The organism is uncultured Campylobacter sp., assembly GCF_938045595.1.
Lineage (GTDB): Bacteria > Campylobacterota > Campylobacteria > Campylobacterales > Campylobacteraceae > Campylobacter_B.
The window spans coordinates 1-17621 of record NZ_CALIBB010000172.1 but is presented as its reverse complement, the minus strand read 5'-3'; the positions used below and the strand labels follow the sequence as shown (position 1 = coordinate 17621).

Genomic DNA, 17621 nt, shown 5'->3' with positions numbered 1-17621 from the left:
TGTTTTTGCGAAATTATACTGAAATTTTAACCAAACGACCCATCGATGCCGAAATTCCATTCTTCGCCGTAAAATTTATCTCGCCTGCGCGCAAGCCCATTGCGCGATGAAAGATCTATTGCATGGCGGAAATTCCGTCACGTATAAGCTCGGTCCGCCCTGCTTCTTGCGAAATTATTTCATCTTGCGGATTTTAGGCTCTTTGCTCTCTACGAGCTCGTAAATTTTAAGCTCGACCTTGACGTCTTTGGGCGCCAAAATTCTAATTTCGCCCGGAGTGTAGAAAAAAGGCGCTCCAAGCTCATAATAGACCCATTTTTTTTGCTTCTCGGTTTTACACAGCATCAGCGTTTGAGCAAGCTCGTTGCCGCCGCTAAACTCGTAATAAAGCCCGTCCGAGCCTTCTTTTTGCTCTATTTTGCCGCCGATCAGATACGCGTCGTTGCAGTCGGCTTCGATCTCTTTGGAAAAGACCGCTTCGACCTTAAACTGCTGCGGCGGCATCTTTGACGGCGTTAGCTCAAAGACGTTTAGCTGCTTTTGCGCCTCGCCGCCGAACAAAAACAGCGGCAATAGGAAAAATAAAACGCTTTTTCTCATACTTTACTCCTTGAAAAGATATTTTTATTTAAAATTTTAGCAAAATTTTTACTCATTAAACTGAAATTTCAATCGACTTTGTTTTTATCTATAGCAGATGATGTCTTTTAACGCCTCCGTCTCTGATTTTAACGCCTCGCTATCGGTTTTTTGCGCGGAGCTATTTTTGTTCGCTAAATTTTTGCTAGAGCCTTGCGGCAAGGGTTTTTCCCGCGAGTTTAAAGCTTTGACGGCGTCGCGCGAAATTTCGCCCTGCGTTTGCACGGTGGAAATTTCGCCGCTAGCCCCGTCTGCCTTGCTCGCGTGGCGGCTTAGCACGCTTTTGACGCGTATCTTTTCGCCTGCGTAAAACGCCTCGCAAAGCCCGCCTTGCGCCTCATAGTCCGTTACTTTGACGCTGCCTTCTTGAAATTTATAAAATTTTACCCGTTTTGCTCTGCGCAGCTCCCGGGCTCCGCCCCATACGTCGCTCTGCGCGTCAAGATCCGCGAGCGCGAATGCGCCGTCTGCCGCCTTATACATATTGCCGAGCCTTATCGGTATCCGTTCGTCACTCTTTTTGGTAAGCACGAAGCCGATCTTTTCGCCATCTTTTGGGTGCGGGCGGAACTGCTTGGAGAAAAACGCCGTGAAAAATGCGACCTCCTTGATCTCGCCGTCGGTGCCTAGGTATCTCGTCCAGCCATCTTCGGGCACGTCGATCTCGGCGACGTCTCGCTCGTCTTTTGCGCCGCATTTTAAGCCCGCGCAGCCGCTAAGCGCTAATGCCGCAAGCGCGGCTAAAAATAGGTTTTTCATATTTTCCCTTCAAATAAATTTTGGCTCAAAACAGGGCGCTCAAGCACGTAATCCGTAGGGCATTATTTCAGGCTCGCGGGATAGCCGCTAAATTTTTCGACCCAGCCGTCCTCGCCGTAGAGCTCGCCACAAAGCCCGTCCGAGAGCTCGGCTAGATTTTCGCTCGCCTCGTCCGCAAGCCGCCAGCGCTCACTTTGCTCGAAAAAGCTTAGCGTCTCATGCAGGACGTGATCGGTAAGATGCGCGCAAAGCGTCCTTAGCGCCTCCCTCTGCCGCGGCGAAAACTCCGCTATCGATGCATACAGCCGCTCGCACCGCGCGCCTTTCATCCGCCCGCTCATGACCGCGTCTAGCCACGCCAGCGACCCGTCTCTTACCTGCCGCACATACTCCTGCCCAAAACTCTGCAAAACATCTATTTTTCACTCCTTGCGTTTAAATTTTAAAATTTTTGGCGCCTCGCCTAAATTTAGATCGAAATTTACTTCCTAAGCCCGTTTAAGCTTTTTGCGTCCTAAATACGGCGAGCCGCATTCACCTTTTATAAAATTCTACTTAGCGAGCGCCGTTTTATCGTTTGCGCTGCTATTTTACCGCGCCGTAAAATTCGCGCTGCACCTCAAAGCACAGCGCCGTTTAAATTTTAAAATCCGAAAGCTCGCGACCGAAATTTTAAAATTTAAGGCTCGATGAAATGCGTTTCGGCGCGACGGTATGCGCCGCTTGAAACTTTAAATTTTAAAAACTCGTACTTCGCCTCAAAGCCCGCTAGCGGGGCTAAATTTATCAAGCTGACGTTGCCCAGACGCGTAAAAATCGCTGTCCGTTCGCCTCAAACGAGCACTCCTGCCAGTCCCAGTCGTTTTCGCCACCCATTGCGAAATTTTGAGGCTCGCCTGATAGACCGACCGCGCTCAAAGCAGCCGTTATCCGCTCCTTCATAAAATCATCGGGCTCGCAGGACTTGAATTTTTCAAATTTTATCTCGTAAAGGGAAGCGAGCCCAAAGTCCGCGCGCACGAGCTTGCCGCACTGCTGCGCGAACTCCGCCGCGCTGCATTCGTGCTTTGGAGCGTAATACCAAACCTCCAGCTCCTCGATGCTTTCGCCCCTAAATTTTATGGATTTTATCATTTTGCCCCCTCCATTTCGCTCATCGCGGCTGTTTAAATTTTATCGCTTAAATTTTGTTTGCACTCATGCGGCGCAGGTTTTGCACGCAAGATCAAACTTTCGCTATTCGGCGTAAGCGCGCTGCGCAGGCAAATTTTAAATTTAATCCGCCGCGCTTTAAATTTGTACGCCGAAGTCCGCCTGCATCCCCTCTTTGCCCTTTGGCGTAAAATAGCAAACGACGTAGCAGAGCATTCGGTCTTTGCAGTCGTATTTGGCTTCGAGAGCCTCGATAATGCGCGCAAATTCCTGCGGCGGCTTGTCCGCAAAGGCGCCTCGCAGCTCCTCTGCGGCGATCTGTTTTGGGCTAAGGAGCAGATACGCCGCGCCGCCGTCCTCATCCTCGCTGATGGCGCGTAAAATTTCACCGCTCGCGCGAACCCGCCAGTGTTCCTTGCCGTCCCACTCGCGCAGGCTCAAAAACGTCGTGCCGCCGTCAGCGTCCAAAGCCTTTTCGTTTGGAATTTGAGTGCGCAAGGCGCCTTCATTTAAGCTCTCGCTCGCGACCTCGATAAAAACGTCCGTGCCGAGCAGATAGTATATCTGCTCAAACTCGCTTTCGTACTCCTGGCCGTCAAATTTAGCGGCAAATTCGCGCACCCGCTCGTCCGCTTCGCAGCCGAACATTATCGCGTCGCTATCTGAAATTTTAACGATATAAGGCTCATTCATAGGATTTTCCAAATTTTATTGCGGCTCGCACTTTCCGTAAACCCACTCGCGAGTTTCGTTTAGCTTAAACTCGCCGTCCTTTAGAAAATACTGCTTGCTGCTTTTGATCGCGTTTTCGCCCGCGGCTATGTAGTCGCCGATGAAGCCGCGATCCAGGACGTCGTGCGCTAAAATTTCAGGCTCAAAGACGTTTTGCGTCTTTTGCGTCTCGTGCCATTTGCCGCTCTCATCAGGCTCGCGCAGGGTGATCGAGATGTTATTGCCCGCCTCGTCGTAGTCATAGATATACTCGTACTGCTTGCCATCGGAAGCCGTGCGATTTTTTATCACGTTGCCGCGCGCGTCGTAGCTAAACTCGTTTTCAAACACGACCTCCCAGCGCTGCGACTCCTCGCGCCAAAGCGCGGTTTGCTCGCGCAGAGGCCTGCGTTCCTCAGTCTCCTCGTGCACGTTTTTGTAGTACTCTCTCCACTCGTTTTTTGCGGCGTCCCAGCGCGATCTTAGCTCGGTAAAACGTCTATGCTTAGGCTCGATTTTGCGCAAGATCTTTTCATCGCGCTGCCATGTGTCGTCCTTCCATATAAAATTTATCTCGCTGCGCGTCCCGTCCGCGGCCGTAAAGACGGTGTGTTTTGTAAGCGGTACCCATTTGCCGCGCCATGCGTAGCCTTCGGAGCCCGCGTAAACGTCGCCGTTGTAGTGATATATCGATTTTTCGTACGGCATCCATTTTTTCGCTTTGGCGTTCCATTCGTAGGTCGATACGAAATTGTTTCTGTCGCTTTCATCGACAATCCTTTTAGTAAGGTGTGTCGGCGTCCATCTACCCTTTTTTAGCGTGAAATTTTGTAAAATTTCCGTTTTGCCCTCGCGCTTTTCGACGGCTTTTTCCCCGTCGTATGGCTTGCCGTCCTTGCTTTGCAGGCTGAAATAAATTTTTGAGCCGTCAGTAGCGATCTCCTGCTTGCTTATCGCCGTTTCGCGAAATTTGTTTGTATTCGCGTCCCAGTCATATTCGACGTTTTCGATCTCGCGCTCGCCGCTTTCGTCAAATTTACTAAAGCTTTTAGATACGGACGATCCCTCTTCGCCACTCTTTTTGTAGATTTTTTCTAGGCGGCGGGTTTTAGCGTCGTAGTTTTGGCTCACTTCATATTCGTAGCGCGGCACGGCGTCGCCCTCTGTTTTATAACTCGTCTTTTGTAGGCAAATTTTATCCGTTCGCGCTTTGAAATTTGATGCCGTTTCGTGCGTCTTGCCCGTCTCGGTTGCGCCCGCAGGCATCGCAAGCGCTAATGTCGCCGCCAAAATGGAGCCTGCTAAAACTGCCGTCCGCGCCCTCGAATTTACCGCCGCCCGCGCCCTAAAGACGCCTGCCGAAATAATCGCTCGCGCCTTTAAATTTAGCGCCGCAAAATCTGCCGCATCCTCGGGCGAAATTTTAAAAAAACCTCTCATGACCGCTCCTTTATCTGAATTTTAAATCGCGGGGCTTTCGAGCTCATACACGACGTCCTGTCCGCCCTCCACGCTTAAGATGAAGAGCGATTCGCCCTTGATCGCGATAGCGTGCATATCGCCGACGGCAGGCAGCTCGTAGGCATCCACCGCCCTCATCGTCTCTGCATCTACGACGAGTAGGGTGTTGTAGTTTTTGCTAAGCGCTAGAATTTTGCCGTTTTTCACGTCGGCGCCGGTGATGTAGTAGTCGTTTAGATCGCGCCCGTCTTTTAGCTCAAGCCCTGCGCCCGGTTTTAGGACGCTTTCGGCGCTTAAAGTTTGATCGTTTTTATCGACTCTGATGACGACGACTTTTTTTGAAACCTCATTCGGCACCGAGAACATATACATAAACTCGCTTGCGGGGTCGCTTGCGATCGATAGGACGTAGGCCTTTTTTGCCCTGACGGTTAGCACGACGGGGCGATCTCTATACCACGAGGTCTTTAGCCCGCCGCTGCTTTCGCGGAAGGTGTTCCACTCTTTAAATTTATCGATCTCGCCCTGCGGCGCTTTTTCCACCGCCCAAAGGGTCTTGTTGAAAGCGGTCGTGATGAGCTTGCCGTCTGCAAAGGTGCTATCGACGCTGTATCTGATGTCGTATCCGTTCGGTTTATCTAGGATCGCACGGTGCGTTATGTTTTGCAGGCTGCCGTCTAGAAAGTACACCCCCGCAGCCGTCGAGACGACCGCGAACTCATCGCTTGCGGCGTCGTATGCGAGCCCGCCTGCGTTTCCTTGGCCGAAGATCCCCGTCGCTTTAAACGCAAGCGGCTTTTTGCTTTTGATCTTAAGGGCGGGTTTTAAATTTTTCACGGCGCCGTCGTTTGGATTTTCGTTAAATTTAAACGCCCCTTCCTCTAAAGCGCCGGCGATATGGGGCATCTGCACTTTGTTTTTGCCCGTAAGTGAAAAGGGCCTTTGCAGCCTCGTCCAAATTTGAGCGGTCCATTTATCGCTCGCTTGAGCTAAGTTTAAGCTTATCCTCTCGGGCTCGCCTTTGCCGCTAAAAGGCGGAACGCCCGTGGAGAAGAAGGCCTGAAAGGCGTTTGAGACGATGACGGCGAACGAGATCGCGACGATCGCGGTCGTGTATGCGCTAAAGGGGTTGAAGCTTTCGCTTTGCTCGTCTAGGTTTTGCGCTTTCGGCGCAAAAAGTAGCATCACGGGCATTACCAAAACGACGGCCCAATACACGAATGCGCCCCACGTGTAAGTGTGCGCGCCGAAGATCGCGTCGCCAAATCCCATCCCTACGTCCCACGCAAAGCCGTCGAGCGAGGTGTGGCGGATGCTCATAAAAAGCCCGTATGCCGCGCAGATGAAGACTGCCGAGACATATTTGATCTTGGCTCCGTAGCGCAAGATGAAGATGCCTAAAACGCCGATTAAGATCATGCCGATGCGCTCGAACCAGCATAGCGTGCAGGGGCTCTCGCCCACGACGTATCCGAGGTAGATGTTTGCGATGCCTACGGGGATGGCAAGGATCAGTAAAACCGCCGTGGTCATTAGTAGGTTAAATCTCTTTTGCATAGCGCCCTCCTAATAGCTTCCGAAGGGCAGCACGGAGGTAAAGCTCGCGATAAAATACATCGCAAAGCACAGTGCTGCGCCGAGCACGAAGAGCCTAAAGGCAACCTTTTCTTTCGCGGGCTTTCGCCACACTAGCCATACGGCAGCCGCTAGCAAAACAAGGATCAGTAGTTCCATGCCGTTCTCCTTATCGTGAAAATAGTTATTGAATGGTAATGCAGCTAGGATAAAATTTTACTTAAATTTTAATATTACCTATGAAAATTTATATATTTTTGTAGCGATACGTATTTTGAAACTATATATCAACGGATAAAAAATGATCGATTAAGATAAATTTGAGTCGCGATGCGTTAGGCATGAAGCGATCGATCACCCTGGACTTAGCCGCTCCGCGATCTTATATTCGGTATAAAATTTTAAAATTTTGATGATTTTGCCGCTTTGACTGCGGCCTTAAAAAAAGCGTCGCGGCGAGAACTATCTTTGTGAAGCGACGAGGAGTATCGTTAGCGAAGCGGCAACGAGTATTTCGGCTATGCGACGGGACGTCTTTAGCGACGAAAAAGCAAAAGCGGCTGCGCTATCGTCGTAGAGTGCCGAGCCGTAAAATTTAAAAGATTAGAGCGGCCGCCTGCGCAAAAGCGAATGTATAAAATTTAACGCGCGCTCTTTTGGCATTGGGCGGCGTGAAATTTCATCGCGCCTCTTTGCCGCTAATTTGCGATTTCATTCGCTCCGCTTTATATCCTCGCTCGAAAAAGCTCTCTCGCCTTCGTAAATTTTCTCATAGCGGCTTAGCTTGCCCTCTTTGAAATAGCCGATGAAATAGCTCGCCGATTTTTCGGCCTGCTCTTGCGAAATTTCATCATAGAGATAGACTGGCTCCTTTGATTTTTGTTTGTGTAGGCACGAACAGCTGCGAAAATAGCGCCTTTTGATTTTAAAATTTTGCGCCTCGTCGCCTTGCTCGTCTGCGTGCTTTGTTGCGCTTATTTCGCTACTTTGCTTGTCCGCGGGCGTTTGATCATCTCTCCCGCCGCCTTGCGCCGTCTGTTTTTGCTCGCTCGCCGCGCCGTGATCTTGCGTCTCTACGGCGGTAAAACAGATACTCGCCGAAATTAAAGCCGAAATAGCCGCCTTTACCGCTCTAATTAAAACCATTTTTCAACCTTTTCTTTTGCCGCCGCTGCGTGCGGACCTGCTGCGGCATAGGATTTAAATTTTAAAATTTACGCGGCGCTTACGCAAATACCTCCGCGCCGTATAAATTTAAATGCAAAGCTTGCAGACGCCGCGACGATAAAATTTAACCACAGCACTCGCGCAAGGCCGCGCAGATAAAATTTAGCCGCGAAATTTTACCGGCGCATCTTCAAACGCTACTTTATCTTTTTATATTTCCACGTCTTTTCCGTTATGAGCTCGTATTTTCCATCTTTAAGCTTAAATTCCTTAAAGCTCGTTATCGCGTAGATACTAGGCATCTCAAACATCATCAGCGCGGCTCCGTATCCCACGCTATCAGCCGGGATTGCGGTATCGTAAGTGGCCTCCGAGCGCCCGGTTTGCACCCATTTGCCGTTCGCATCAAGCTTGTAGATATCCATCGCCGTATTGCTGCCGCGCTCGTCGTAGCTATAGACGTATTTGTTGCCGCTGCTGGAATTTGATTCGTAGCTTTGCACGAGCGGGCGCTCGCCCGATTTGTCGTAAATTTCGCCGTTTGAGTAGCTTTTGACCCAATCTTTAAGCTGCTCATCCCATAGATAAGATGTCATATTAAGATCCGCGCCCTTCTTGATAGCGGTCTGTTTGCTCATATTATCCCACGCGCCCTTCTCGTCGTTCCAGATGAAGCTCGTAACGATCCCCTCGTCCTTCGCAGCATCAAGCTCATGCTTACTCATCGTCGCGTTTTGCCACGCGCCGTTTTGAAAGGTGCTGCGGATCTGCTCGTAGCTGCCGTTTCGATCGCCGTTAAGCATCTCTCGCTCGCTGTTTTGCCACGCGCCGTTTACAAACTCGTAGGTTACGTATCCGCTCATCTCTCCTGCGGTGTCGTAGAAAATTTCGGTCTTATCTTTGGGCTGCCAGCTCTTGCCGTCCCATTTGAAGCTTATCGTAAGCTCCTCCTTATCCCACGCGTTTTTTACGGATCTGCTCATGCTCTCTTTTTGCCATTTGCCCTTTGTGAGCTTATATCGCATATCTTCGGTCGCGTTGCCGTCGTAGCTGGAGACGGTTTTGCTCGCATTGCGCGTGCCGTCATCCGCTATCGAATTGCTCTCGCGCGTCGTGACGTTACCCTTTACGCTTTCCGTGTAGTCTTCTATTTTTTTCCACTTGCCGCTTTTAAGATCGAGGTTAAATACTTCAAATTTAACCATTCCCCCCTTTTTGTCAAAGTAGCTGATCTCTTTGTAGCTAGAGCCTAGGCCGTCCGAGGAGTTCCTGTCTCTTATCTGCTCCAGCTTGCGCGCCGCCGCGTCGTAGCTTAGATACGTGCTCTCCTTGCGCCCTCCGAGTGAGCCGTAGCTCATACTTTGCACCATATACTCATACTCCTTGGCAAACGCCGCCGCACAGAGCAGCGCAAGTATCGTAGCGAGCTTTTTCATCCTCTCTCCTTGGAAAAAATTTTGATAATTATATAATGTTCGTATATAAAAACGGATAAAATTTCGGCGTGCGGCTAAATTTAAAAAACTTCGATTTTTAGGCGGTAGTGGTGAAATTTTACGTCGCCAAACTGCTGGAATTTTAGTAATATTTTGATCTGATTTTGCGTTAGTTGTCGATAGAATTTATGCGAAATAGAATTGCGTGCGAGCTTCTGCTAAATTTTAAACAGATCTAGGCTGATTTATATCAAAGCTTCACTGCGTGCCGTTAGCGATAAAATTCTACGTAATAAAATTTTAAATTCACGCGCAGATCCGTTTGAAGAGATAAAAATGCAATACTAAATTTTTGGCAGCTCAAAATTTCAAATAATGCCGATTTTTCAAAAGTGCCGCTGATTAGGCGATACTAATCGCAGAAGCGCTTATCCGCGTTATTTGCTTTGCGCTTGGCTAGGAAGTCCGCCTTTTTAGCGGGGTCTGCGAAAAACTCGTCCTGCCTAAGCAGCGCGGCGTCCATTTTGTCCTCGGCTGCCTTGAGCGCAGCGGCGCGATCTACGAAGTGCGATGGAAATTTCTCATCAAATATCGCTTTATACGGGTGCGCCTTGACCCAGTCCCTGGCGCGTCCCGCCGCATCGCGCTGTTTAGCAAGATCGCAGAATGCGTATGGATTTACCACGTTGCCGACTAGCTGCAAAAATGCCGCGTTCGCGGACTCGGTCTCACGAAATATCTCGTCCTTGATGTCGATGACGCGAGCGAAGGTTAGGAATCGATTTTTGCCCGCGTAGAACCAAAACACCGCGTCGTCCTTAAGCCCCAGATCATAAGCGCGTGCAGCGACGGTCATCAGCGTGGTCGGAGCGACCATGTCCGGGGCGTCCTCGATGATTTTGATCGCTTTTTTCAGGCTCGGCACGTCATTTTTCATCAACAGATCGTCGATCGGCTCGTAAACGTGCACGTATTCGGGCTTGCCCTCCTTAGCCGAATAAAACGGCGAAACATAGATGTCGATCGAAGTGATTTTTTCCACTTTATCCTCACCCTGGGCGCTCAAAGTCGCAGCCGCCGCCGCGCAGAGCAGCAGTGAGCGAAATTTTTTCATGGTCTCTCCTTCGGTTAAATTTTGTAAATTTGCTTCGTAATTATACCCTGAAATTTTAAGACGCGGCGTTTGATTTTTAACGAATATATTTTTGCGGAATTTTAATTTTTGCGGCGGCTCTATTTTCTTTTTATTCGGCTTCAGCGCGACGCTTTACGCGGCTAAATTTAGACGCCGTTAGCTGCTAAATTTACATTTCAATTTAGCTCGCTCACGCAAATTTTATAAATTTTGGCGCCTTTTAAAAGAGCTAAATATTCGCCGTTCCCGTACGAGCCGCAGCCCTCATTTTTGTTATTTTTAGGGCCGTCTGCGCCGAGAAAATTTAGGCTGATTTTTCTGTCTAATTCTAGCGTTTCGCCTTTAAATTTAAACAAAAACAGCTCTTCTTTGTCGTTATCAGCCGGGCAAAACAGCACGCTTCGCTCATCCAGCGCGAAGTCGCGGCTCGCAAAAATATAATCGCTTTTTGAAAATTCTAGCTCGCACGTTTTAATAGCCGCGGAGCCCGGTTTATAAGAACTGATTTTCGGAGTATACGCCGTGGCTTGCCCGTCCTTGATACGCACGAAATCAAAGCTACTGCAATAGTGCGCGTAGCACGCGCCGCCAAATAGATTTATCGCGTAGCAGTCGTGAATCCGGCTGAGGTCAAATCCATAGAGCTTTTCGCCCGCTTCGTTCCAAACGGCGAGTTCGCACTCGTCTCCGCCGAAGTTGCCGAAGAGCCCGTCGCCAAAATATGAAACGTAGAGTCGCCCGCCTTGTGCTATGATCTTTGCTATGCCGTCGCCCACGCAAATTTTGCTCGTCCGGGCGCCCAGCTCATCGATAAATTTTAAATTTTCCTCGCTGCGTTTTAGCTTCTCATCGTAGCGCGAGCGAGCGTTTAGCAGCGCCCAACGGTTTGGAAAATCCACGGGCACGGCGAAGCGGTAGCCGTTTTCGTCCGCGTCGGTTTTTATCTCGCGCAGCCGCCCGTCTTGTATAAATTTTATGACGTATTCACCCGCATCCTCGCATAGAAAATATATCTCGCCGCGCTCGGTGATGCCGATGCTGACGAGCTCTCGCGCCTCTTTTGGCGTTAGTTCGTAACAAGGGGTTAAATTTAACCGCGATTCTTTGATTTTAATGGACTTTGACATTTTGATTTTTCAAATTTTACCGTTACAGCTCCTTCGATCTGTAATCGTAGCTGAAATCTTTCGGCGAGTAGTAATTAAGCGTGTTGCCGTCCACTTCGCCGTAAGGATAGCCAAAATTATTGATCGGAAACTGCGCTGGGCGTGGGCTTAGCGTGAAGTCTCTGCCGTAGTTAAAGCCGATCCAGCACATCTCCCAGTTGCCGAATAAATACTCGCGAATTTTAGCAAGCTTGCTATCGTCATTGCTTAGCTTCTCGCCCAGGCGCACTTTCGTAACGTCTGCGGGATCGACCGGGATCCAGCCGTGGCCTTTTAGATAAAATTCCGCTCTGCAGTGCTGCGCACCCGAGATATGGCTGACGCCGTCTTTAGGCGCGACGCCCATTTGAGCGCTAAATCTCGACGCGCCTACGCGGATACCAAACATCTCTCTTGCGGCGATGCCTTGCGCGCGGCAAAGTGCGACGAAAACGCTATTTATGTCGGTGCATTTGCCGCTTAGCTTGCCGCTGCTTAAAATTTGCTTCACGTCCCCTAAGCCGCAGCCTAGCACGCTGTTATCGCGCTGCATAGTGTTCGCCACCCACGTATAAATCGCGCGCGCCTTTTCCAAATCGCCCTTGATGCCGCCTGCAATCTCGTCTGATTTTTGCTTGACGACGCCGTCGATTTGAATCTGCGCACTAGGCTCTAAAAACTTCGCCACCTCGGGGTTAAGCTTTTCGTTGGGATTAAATTTTACCTTGCTAAAGTCGGTATTTCGCTCAAAGGTCTCGACGCTAAATTTAATGTTTAGCGTGGGCTTTGCCACACCGACGTAGCCGGCATAGAGCGTCGGAATTTCGCCATAGTCCACGGATGGATCGTTGAAATTGCCGTCAAATTTTATGTCGCTTACCTTTTGATATTCCGTGATAAGAGGAAGCGGTATCCAAAGCCGCGTCTGCTTGCCCTTCTCCAAAATTTCGTGATTTAGCGAGAGCCCAAAAGCTCTCTTTTTGCCAATGACTTTTTCCCCGCCCAAAATGGTACTCGGAGTTGCCATAACGGCGCCTAAAATCGCAGTGTTTCTTAAAAAATCGCGTCTTTGCATGAAATGCCTTCAAAATAAAATGGCTAAGCCTTAGCCCTAATTACGCGTGGATTTTAACCTTTTGCGGCTTTGAAATCGCTAAATTTAAAATTCTGCAAGCCGTAAATTTTAAAATTCTATCCATATTTAAAATTTCAAAATTTCGCTCGCTTTAAAATTTTAGAATTTTGCTCGCCGCGGAATTTTAAAATTTCAAAATTTCGCCCAAAGACACGGCGCGAAATTTCGCCAAAGCGGGCATGATAGCCGGCAAACTAGGCGCGCAGGCAGTATGTATTGGCGGCGTAGGCTAAACCACGCAAAAAGCGCCGCTGTCGCAAAAGCCAAGCGTGCGTTTCGATGAAACGGTTAAGCTTTGACGAAGCGCGGCAGCTTAGCTTAAACAAATCGCGGCAGCAAAATGCAAGCCGTCAGAGGATTAAATTTCTCGCGAAAAATACTCGTAGATAAAATTTTTAGGCGAGTACGGATCTTTCGGCGTGCCGCCCACTTCGCAATACGGATGCGAAAAAATTTCAATCGGGACATGCGCCGGGCGCGGATTTAGCACGATTTCGCGAGCGTAGTTAAAGCCCAGCCAGCACGGCTCCCAGTTACCGAAAAGATACTCGCGCACCCGCGCCAGCTTGGAATCATCCTCGCTTAAGTTTTCGCCCAATCGCACCTTCGTAACGTCCGCAGGATCGACCGGGATCCAGCCGTGGCCTTTTAGATAAAATTCCGCTCTGCAATGCTGCGCGCCCGAAATTTCAAGCGCACCGCCGTTTAGGGCGCCCATGACGCCCATTTCAGGCGAAAATTTCTGCGCCGCGCCTGTGCGGATGCCGTAAATAGCGCGCGCGGGAATGCCAGCTGCCCTGCAGAGCGCGACGAACACGCTATTAATATCGGCGCATTTGCCGCTTAGCTTGCCGCTGCTTAAAATCGTCGCTGCGTCGCCGCTGCCGCATGCGATCACGCTATTATCGCGGCTCATATTTTTTGCGACCCACTCGTAGATCGCGCGCGCCTTTTCCAGATCGCCTTTAAGCGAGCCGGTGATCTCGTCTGATTTTTGTTTCGTAGCGCCTTCTACCGGAATTAGCTTTGAAGGCTTTAAAAACTCCTCAATCTCGGGGCTCAAGCGCTCGTTTTCATTAAAGCTTACCTTGCTAAAATCAGTGTTTCGCTCCGAAATTTCGATATCAAAGCTAAGCTCAAAATAATCATCCTCTTCGCCTACGACACCTTGCTCGCCGTATTTGCCGACGCCTGCTCTTGCCTCTTTATCGGGTGCGAAGCGCGCGTAGTACGTGCTTATATGATCTCCGCAGACAGCCGACTCTTGCGCATTTGAGCGGGCATGATATTCGCCAAGCAACCTCTGATAGGGCTCTTGCAGCACTAACGGCAGCCAAAGCCGCACCTCTGCGCCACTACTTGAAATTTCGTGATTAAACCTGAGACTAAATTTTCTCGTTTTTGCTTCTTGCATTTTTTGCTCCTTTGCTTGAATTGCAAGTCGATTTTATCTCTTTGCGCCTTAAAATGGATAAAATTTTATGTTAAAATGGCGCTAAATTTGAAATTTTAGGATTAAAAATGGATCTGCAAAAAATCAGAGACGAGAACTTTAAAAGGCTGCAAAGCGGGCAAAACCGCGAAATTTTAAGCGCGATCGAGGCGCTACAAATAGGCGAGTGCGACTGCGAGTGCGGCGACGTCGTGCGCGCAAGCTTTAGCGCTAGCGCGGAGCAAAAGAATGAAATTTTGCGTATAGCGCGGGCGCTAAAGCCGTGGCGCAAGGGGCCTTTCGCGCTGAATGATCTTTTTATCGACGCCGAGTGGCGAAGCTTCGTTAAATTTAACCTGCTACGGCCGTTTTTAAATCTGAGCGGCAAAACCGTCGCCGACGTGGGCTGCAACAACGGCTACTACATGTTTCGCGCAAGCGAGCTAGCGCCTGCGCGGCTAGTGGGGTTCGATCCCGGCGCACTATTTTATCTGCAGTTTCGCTTCATCGAGAAATTCCTCCGTAGCGGCGCGAAATTCGAGCTTTTGGGCGTGGAGCATCTGCCCTTTTACGAGCACAAATTCGACACGATCTTCTGCCTCGGCGTCATCTACCATCGCAGCGACCCCGTAAAGATGCTAAAAGATCTGCGCGCCTCGCTAAATACGGGCGGCGAAGTGTTTTTAGACACGATGTATATCGAAGGAGCGGGCGATTTCGCGCTGTGCCCAAAAAACAGCTACTCGAAAATTTCAAATATCTACTTCGTCCCGACCGTCGGCGCGCTGCAGAATTGGTGCGAGCGGGCGAAATTTAAGGATTTTGAAATTTTGGCTCAAAAGCCCACGGATGCTAGCGAACAGCGCAAAACGGAGTGGATCGACGGGCAGAGCTTGGAGAATTTTCTTGACCCGCACGACAGCTCGCGCACGATCGAGGGTTACCCTGCCCCGAGGCGTATCTACGTGCGGCTTAGGGCGTGATCTGCGCCTTTAAGACATTTTTCGTGTACCCGCACACCGATATAAAATGGGTTTCGGGCGTGATTTGCATTTCTAAAAACGCGTAAAATTTTACTGAATTTAATCAGTTCGCGGGGAAAATTTTGCATTCGACAGAGTGCGGAATTTAGCTAATTTAGCGGGCTCAAGTCGGATTGGATCTATTGTAGCGGACAGGGTCGGTACGGCGGCGCAAATTTTAAATTTCGCCTTTTGCGCTACGCTTTACACGCACGGCAGCACGAATTTTAAATTTTGCTTTTGCATTACGCTTTGCGTCTTGCGCACACGGCGGCACGGAATTTTACTAAATTTAATAAGCGGCGGTAAATTTTAAAATTTTATCTACGCATCTTCGCCAATGAACGCATGGTGCGAACAGGGCGCAGAAATTTTAACGCCCGCAGCCGCAAATAAAGCGGCAAATTTCGGCGCCTGCAATGTGAGCAAAGCGGCACAAATTCTAGCGCCCACGAGCAAAGCGGTATAAAATTTAACGCCGACCAGCTTCACTCCGCTTCACCGCTTTTTGCGCGACAAAGCGCAATTAAATTTAAACGATCAGCGCTTTAAAAGCTGCAAAAAATATTTTAAATTTTGCCTCTCGGCCGCTAGGCTAGTATTTGCTCCGTGCCCCGGATAGAGCGTAAAATCGCCCTCTATCTGCAAAATTTTATGCAAAGACTCTCTCATCTGCGCGCCGCTTGAAAAGGGAAAATCCCACCTGCCGATAGAGCCTTTGAATATTACGTCGCCGCTAAAAATCACGCCGCCCGCTTCGATCATACAGCTGCCCGGCGTATGTCCGGCAAAAAGGCTAAATTTAACGTTAAAGCTCGCTATTTCAAAGCTTTGCTCCTGCCCTTTTACGAGCACATCAGCTTCTATGGGTTCCGGCATCGTATCAAAAGGATCCGCTCGCAACATAAAGGCGTCTTCCTCATGGATATAAATTTTAGCGCCCGCTTTTTGCAGCTTCGCATCGTCATAAACATGATCGAAATGCCCGTGCGTGTTCAAAACCGCAGCGATCTTTTCCGTATTTTGCATCACCCAATCAAAGCTGCCCTCGCCCGGATCGATCACCAAATCGCCCTGCTCGCCCTTTAGAATGTAGCAGTTCGTCGCGTATTCACCGAAAGCTTTTTTTAAAATTTGCATTTAAATCCTCCTTTTAAGCTTAAATTAAAGCCGTAATTTAGCCAAAAATAGTTAAAATTCGCGCAATTTAACGTAAAATTTTAAGGCTAAATATTATGTTTTTGGACGATTTGCTGCCGCAACTGACCGATTTTTTATCGGAGAGACTCGATGAAACGGGCGCGGACGCCTTTGTAGTAGGCATCAGCGGTGGGCTTGACAGCGCCGTGGTTTCCGCGCTTTGTGCACTTACCGAGATCCCCACTTACGGGCTTATCCTACCTAGTGCGGGTTCAAATTTAGAAAATATGGCAGACGGCATCTTTCACTGCGAATCTTTTAATATCCCCTACGAGATCAAAGAGATCGCGCCGTTTATAGAGAGCTTCATCGCCTTAAATCCGGGCGCAAGCGCTCTTCGCATCGGAAATTTCGCCGCGCGCATAAGAATGAGCTTGCTTTATGATTACAGCGCGGCTAAACGCGGCGTAGTCGTAGGCACGAGCAATCTTAGCGAGAGGATGCTAGGCTACGGCACGATTTACGGAGATTTAGCCTGCGCGTTTAATCCGATCGGAGAAATTTTAAAAACCGATCTGTTTAAATTCGCAAAAATTTTATGCATAGACGATGCGATCATCAAAAAAGCGCCGAGCGCCGATCTATGGGAAAACCAAAGCGACGAACGTGAGCTTGGATACAGCTACGAGATCTTAGATAGTGTGCTAAGAGATATTTTTTCGCACGAAACGCTGCGGACGAAATTTCGCTCAGGCGAGCAAATAACCGCAAACGATCTAAAATATCTGCAAAACTCGCACCACAATCAAGAGCTGGTGAAATTTGTCGTCCGTAGAATTCTTAAAAATAATTTTAAGCTTCGCGCGCCCGCGGTCGCCCGCATAGAGCCCGCACACTAAGGAGAGATTTATGAAAGAGATACCGTTTTATAAGGCTCAAATCGATAAAAAAGAGGAAGATTTAATCAAAAGCGCCCTCTACAACAGCGATATAAGATATAGCGAAATTTTTGAAGAGGATATTTGTAAATATTTCGGCGTAAAGCACGCCGTATCTACCACGAGCGGCACGACGGCGCTGCATCTGGCGCTTTGCGCAATGGATATTAAGCGCGGAGATAAAATTTTATGCTCCGTAAATTCCTTCCCCAACGTCGCCGAAGTGATCCGCCACTTCGACGCAGAGCCCGTTTTCGTAGATATCGATCCGATAAGCTTTAACATTACGAGCGAAAGCCTTGCTCGCACGATAGATCAGAACCGCCACAAAAAGCTAAAATGCGCTTTCATCTCGCACATCGCAGGGCTTGCTGCGGATATAGACGCCATCAGCGAGGTCGCCAAAAGCGAAAATATCATCCTTATAGACGATGCGTGCCGCGCTATGGGCGCTACCTATAAAGGCGCAAAAATCGGAGCGCTTAAAAGCTCGCTCATATCGTGCTTTCAGATCAATCCTCAAGCGCAAGACGCGATCTCTACGGCGGGCTTTTTCGTTACGAACGACGATGAGATCGCAAGCGCCGCGCAAATTTTAAGAAACGGCGGCATCGTAGGGGACGCCTTTTACAAAGACGGCAATATGTCCTTTACCTACGACGTCGATCGCATCGGTCAAAAATACGATCTTGACGCCATAAATTCCGCCTACGCCATCGCCCAGTTTGAAAAAACCGATACCTTTATAAAGCGCCGCAAGCAGATCGCCGCAGC

General features: G+C 49.2%; 19 protein-coding genes. 4 read left to right on the top strand and 15 right to left on the bottom strand.

The features are described from left to right. Positions 1-174: 174 nt before the first annotated feature. From Q0340_RS06980 to Q0340_RS06915, 14 genes are all read right to left on the bottom strand, one after another. Positions 175-600, bottom strand: a complete 426-nt coding sequence (locus Q0340_RS06980) for an ecotin family protein (protein WP_298082712.1) — start codon at positions 598-600, stop codon at positions 175-177. 84 nt (positions 601-684) lie between these two features. Beyond that, positions 685-1398: a hypothetical protein gene (locus tag Q0340_RS06975; protein WP_298082711.1), complete on the bottom strand. Its 714-nt coding sequence runs from the start codon at positions 1396-1398 to the stop codon at positions 685-687. 62 nt (positions 1399-1460) lie between these two features. Then, positions 1461-1808, bottom strand: coding sequence for a hypothetical protein (locus Q0340_RS06970; protein WP_298082710.1), 348 nt, complete (start codon positions 1806-1808; stop codon positions 1461-1463). A 376-nt stretch (positions 1809-2184) separates the two neighbouring features. Next, on the bottom strand, positions 2185-2532 hold the full coding sequence (locus tag Q0340_RS06965; protein WP_298082709.1) for a hypothetical protein: 348 nt from the start codon (positions 2530-2532) through the stop codon (positions 2185-2187). 156 nt (positions 2533-2688) lie between these two features. Further along, the gene (locus Q0340_RS06960; RefSeq protein WP_298082708.1) at positions 2689-3243 is read right to left on the bottom strand and encodes a hypothetical protein; all 555 of its coding nucleotides are present in this window, start codon (positions 3241-3243) and stop codon (positions 2689-2691) included. A 15-nt stretch (positions 3244-3258) separates the two neighbouring features. Continuing rightward, positions 3259-4701 (bottom strand): hypothetical protein, encoded by a 1443-nt coding sequence (locus tag Q0340_RS06955; RefSeq protein ID WP_298082707.1) that lies wholly within the window; start codon positions 4699-4701, stop codon positions 3259-3261. Positions 4702-4722: 21 nt separating this feature from the next. Then, complete coding sequence (locus tag Q0340_RS06950) at positions 4723-6279, bottom strand: disulfide bond formation protein B (RefSeq protein WP_298082706.1); 1557 nt, start codon at positions 6277-6279, stop codon at positions 4723-4725. Between the two features lie 9 nt (positions 6280-6288). Next, complete coding sequence (locus tag Q0340_RS06945; protein WP_291936580.1) at positions 6289-6456, bottom strand: hypothetical protein; 168 nt, start codon at positions 6454-6456, stop codon at positions 6289-6291. A 552-nt stretch (positions 6457-7008) separates the two neighbouring features. Beyond that, complete coding sequence (locus Q0340_RS06940) at positions 7009-7443, bottom strand: hypothetical protein (protein ID WP_298082705.1); 435 nt, start codon at positions 7441-7443, stop codon at positions 7009-7011. A 218-nt stretch (positions 7444-7661) separates the two neighbouring features. Beyond that, positions 7662-8900: a hypothetical protein gene (locus tag Q0340_RS06935; RefSeq protein WP_298082704.1), complete on the bottom strand. Its 1239-nt coding sequence runs from the start codon at positions 8898-8900 to the stop codon at positions 7662-7664. 412 nt (positions 8901-9312) lie between these two features. After that, positions 9313-10014 carry a cytochrome-c oxidase gene (locus Q0340_RS06930; protein WP_298082703.1) on the bottom strand — a complete coding sequence of 234 codons (702 nt, stop codon included), beginning with the start codon at positions 10012-10014 and terminating at the stop codon, positions 9313-9315. 197 nt (positions 10015-10211) lie between these two features. Then, positions 10212-11162, bottom strand: coding sequence for a hypothetical protein (locus Q0340_RS06925; RefSeq protein ID WP_298082702.1), 951 nt, complete (start codon positions 11160-11162; stop codon positions 10212-10214). Between the two features lie 22 nt (positions 11163-11184). Next, on the bottom strand, positions 11185-12255 hold the full coding sequence (locus Q0340_RS06920) for a transglutaminase domain-containing protein (protein WP_298082701.1): 1071 nt from the start codon (positions 12253-12255) through the stop codon (positions 11185-11187). A 418-nt stretch (positions 12256-12673) separates the two neighbouring features. Beyond that, positions 12674-13729 (bottom strand): transglutaminase-like domain-containing protein, encoded by a 1056-nt coding sequence (locus Q0340_RS06915; protein ID WP_298082700.1) that lies wholly within the window; start codon positions 13727-13729, stop codon positions 12674-12676. A gap of 107 nt (positions 13730-13836) precedes the next feature. On the opposite strand from Q0340_RS06915, the gene cmoB reads away from it, so the two are divergent. Then, entirely contained in the window at positions 13837-14730 is an 894-nt protein-coding gene (gene cmoB / locus Q0340_RS06910; protein ID WP_298082699.1) for a tRNA 5-methoxyuridine(34)/uridine 5-oxyacetic acid(34) synthase CmoB, read from the top strand. 379 nt (positions 14731-15109) lie between these two features. After that, positions 15110-15238 (top strand): hypothetical protein, encoded by a 129-nt coding sequence (locus Q0340_RS06905; RefSeq protein ID WP_298082698.1) that lies wholly within the window; start codon positions 15110-15112, stop codon positions 15236-15238. A 71-nt stretch (positions 15239-15309) separates the two neighbouring features. Here the strand turns inward: Q0340_RS06905 and Q0340_RS06900 are convergent, their stop codons facing one another. Continuing rightward, positions 15310-15909, bottom strand: coding sequence for an MBL fold metallo-hydrolase (locus Q0340_RS06900; protein ID WP_298082697.1), 600 nt, complete (start codon positions 15907-15909; stop codon positions 15310-15312). A 95-nt stretch (positions 15910-16004) separates the two neighbouring features. Here Q0340_RS06900 and nadE point away from each other — a divergent pair, with 95 nt between their 5' ends. Both nadE and Q0340_RS06890 read left to right on the top strand, forming a co-directional pair. Further along, positions 16005-16808 carry an NAD(+) synthase gene (nadE, locus tag Q0340_RS06895; protein WP_298082696.1) on the top strand — a complete coding sequence of 268 codons (804 nt, stop codon included), beginning with the start codon at positions 16005-16007 and terminating at the stop codon, positions 16806-16808. Between the two features lie 10 nt (positions 16809-16818). Next, the coding region (locus tag Q0340_RS06890) for a DegT/DnrJ/EryC1/StrS aminotransferase family protein (protein ID WP_298082695.1) at positions 16819-17621 on the top strand (803 nt) is incomplete at its 3' end.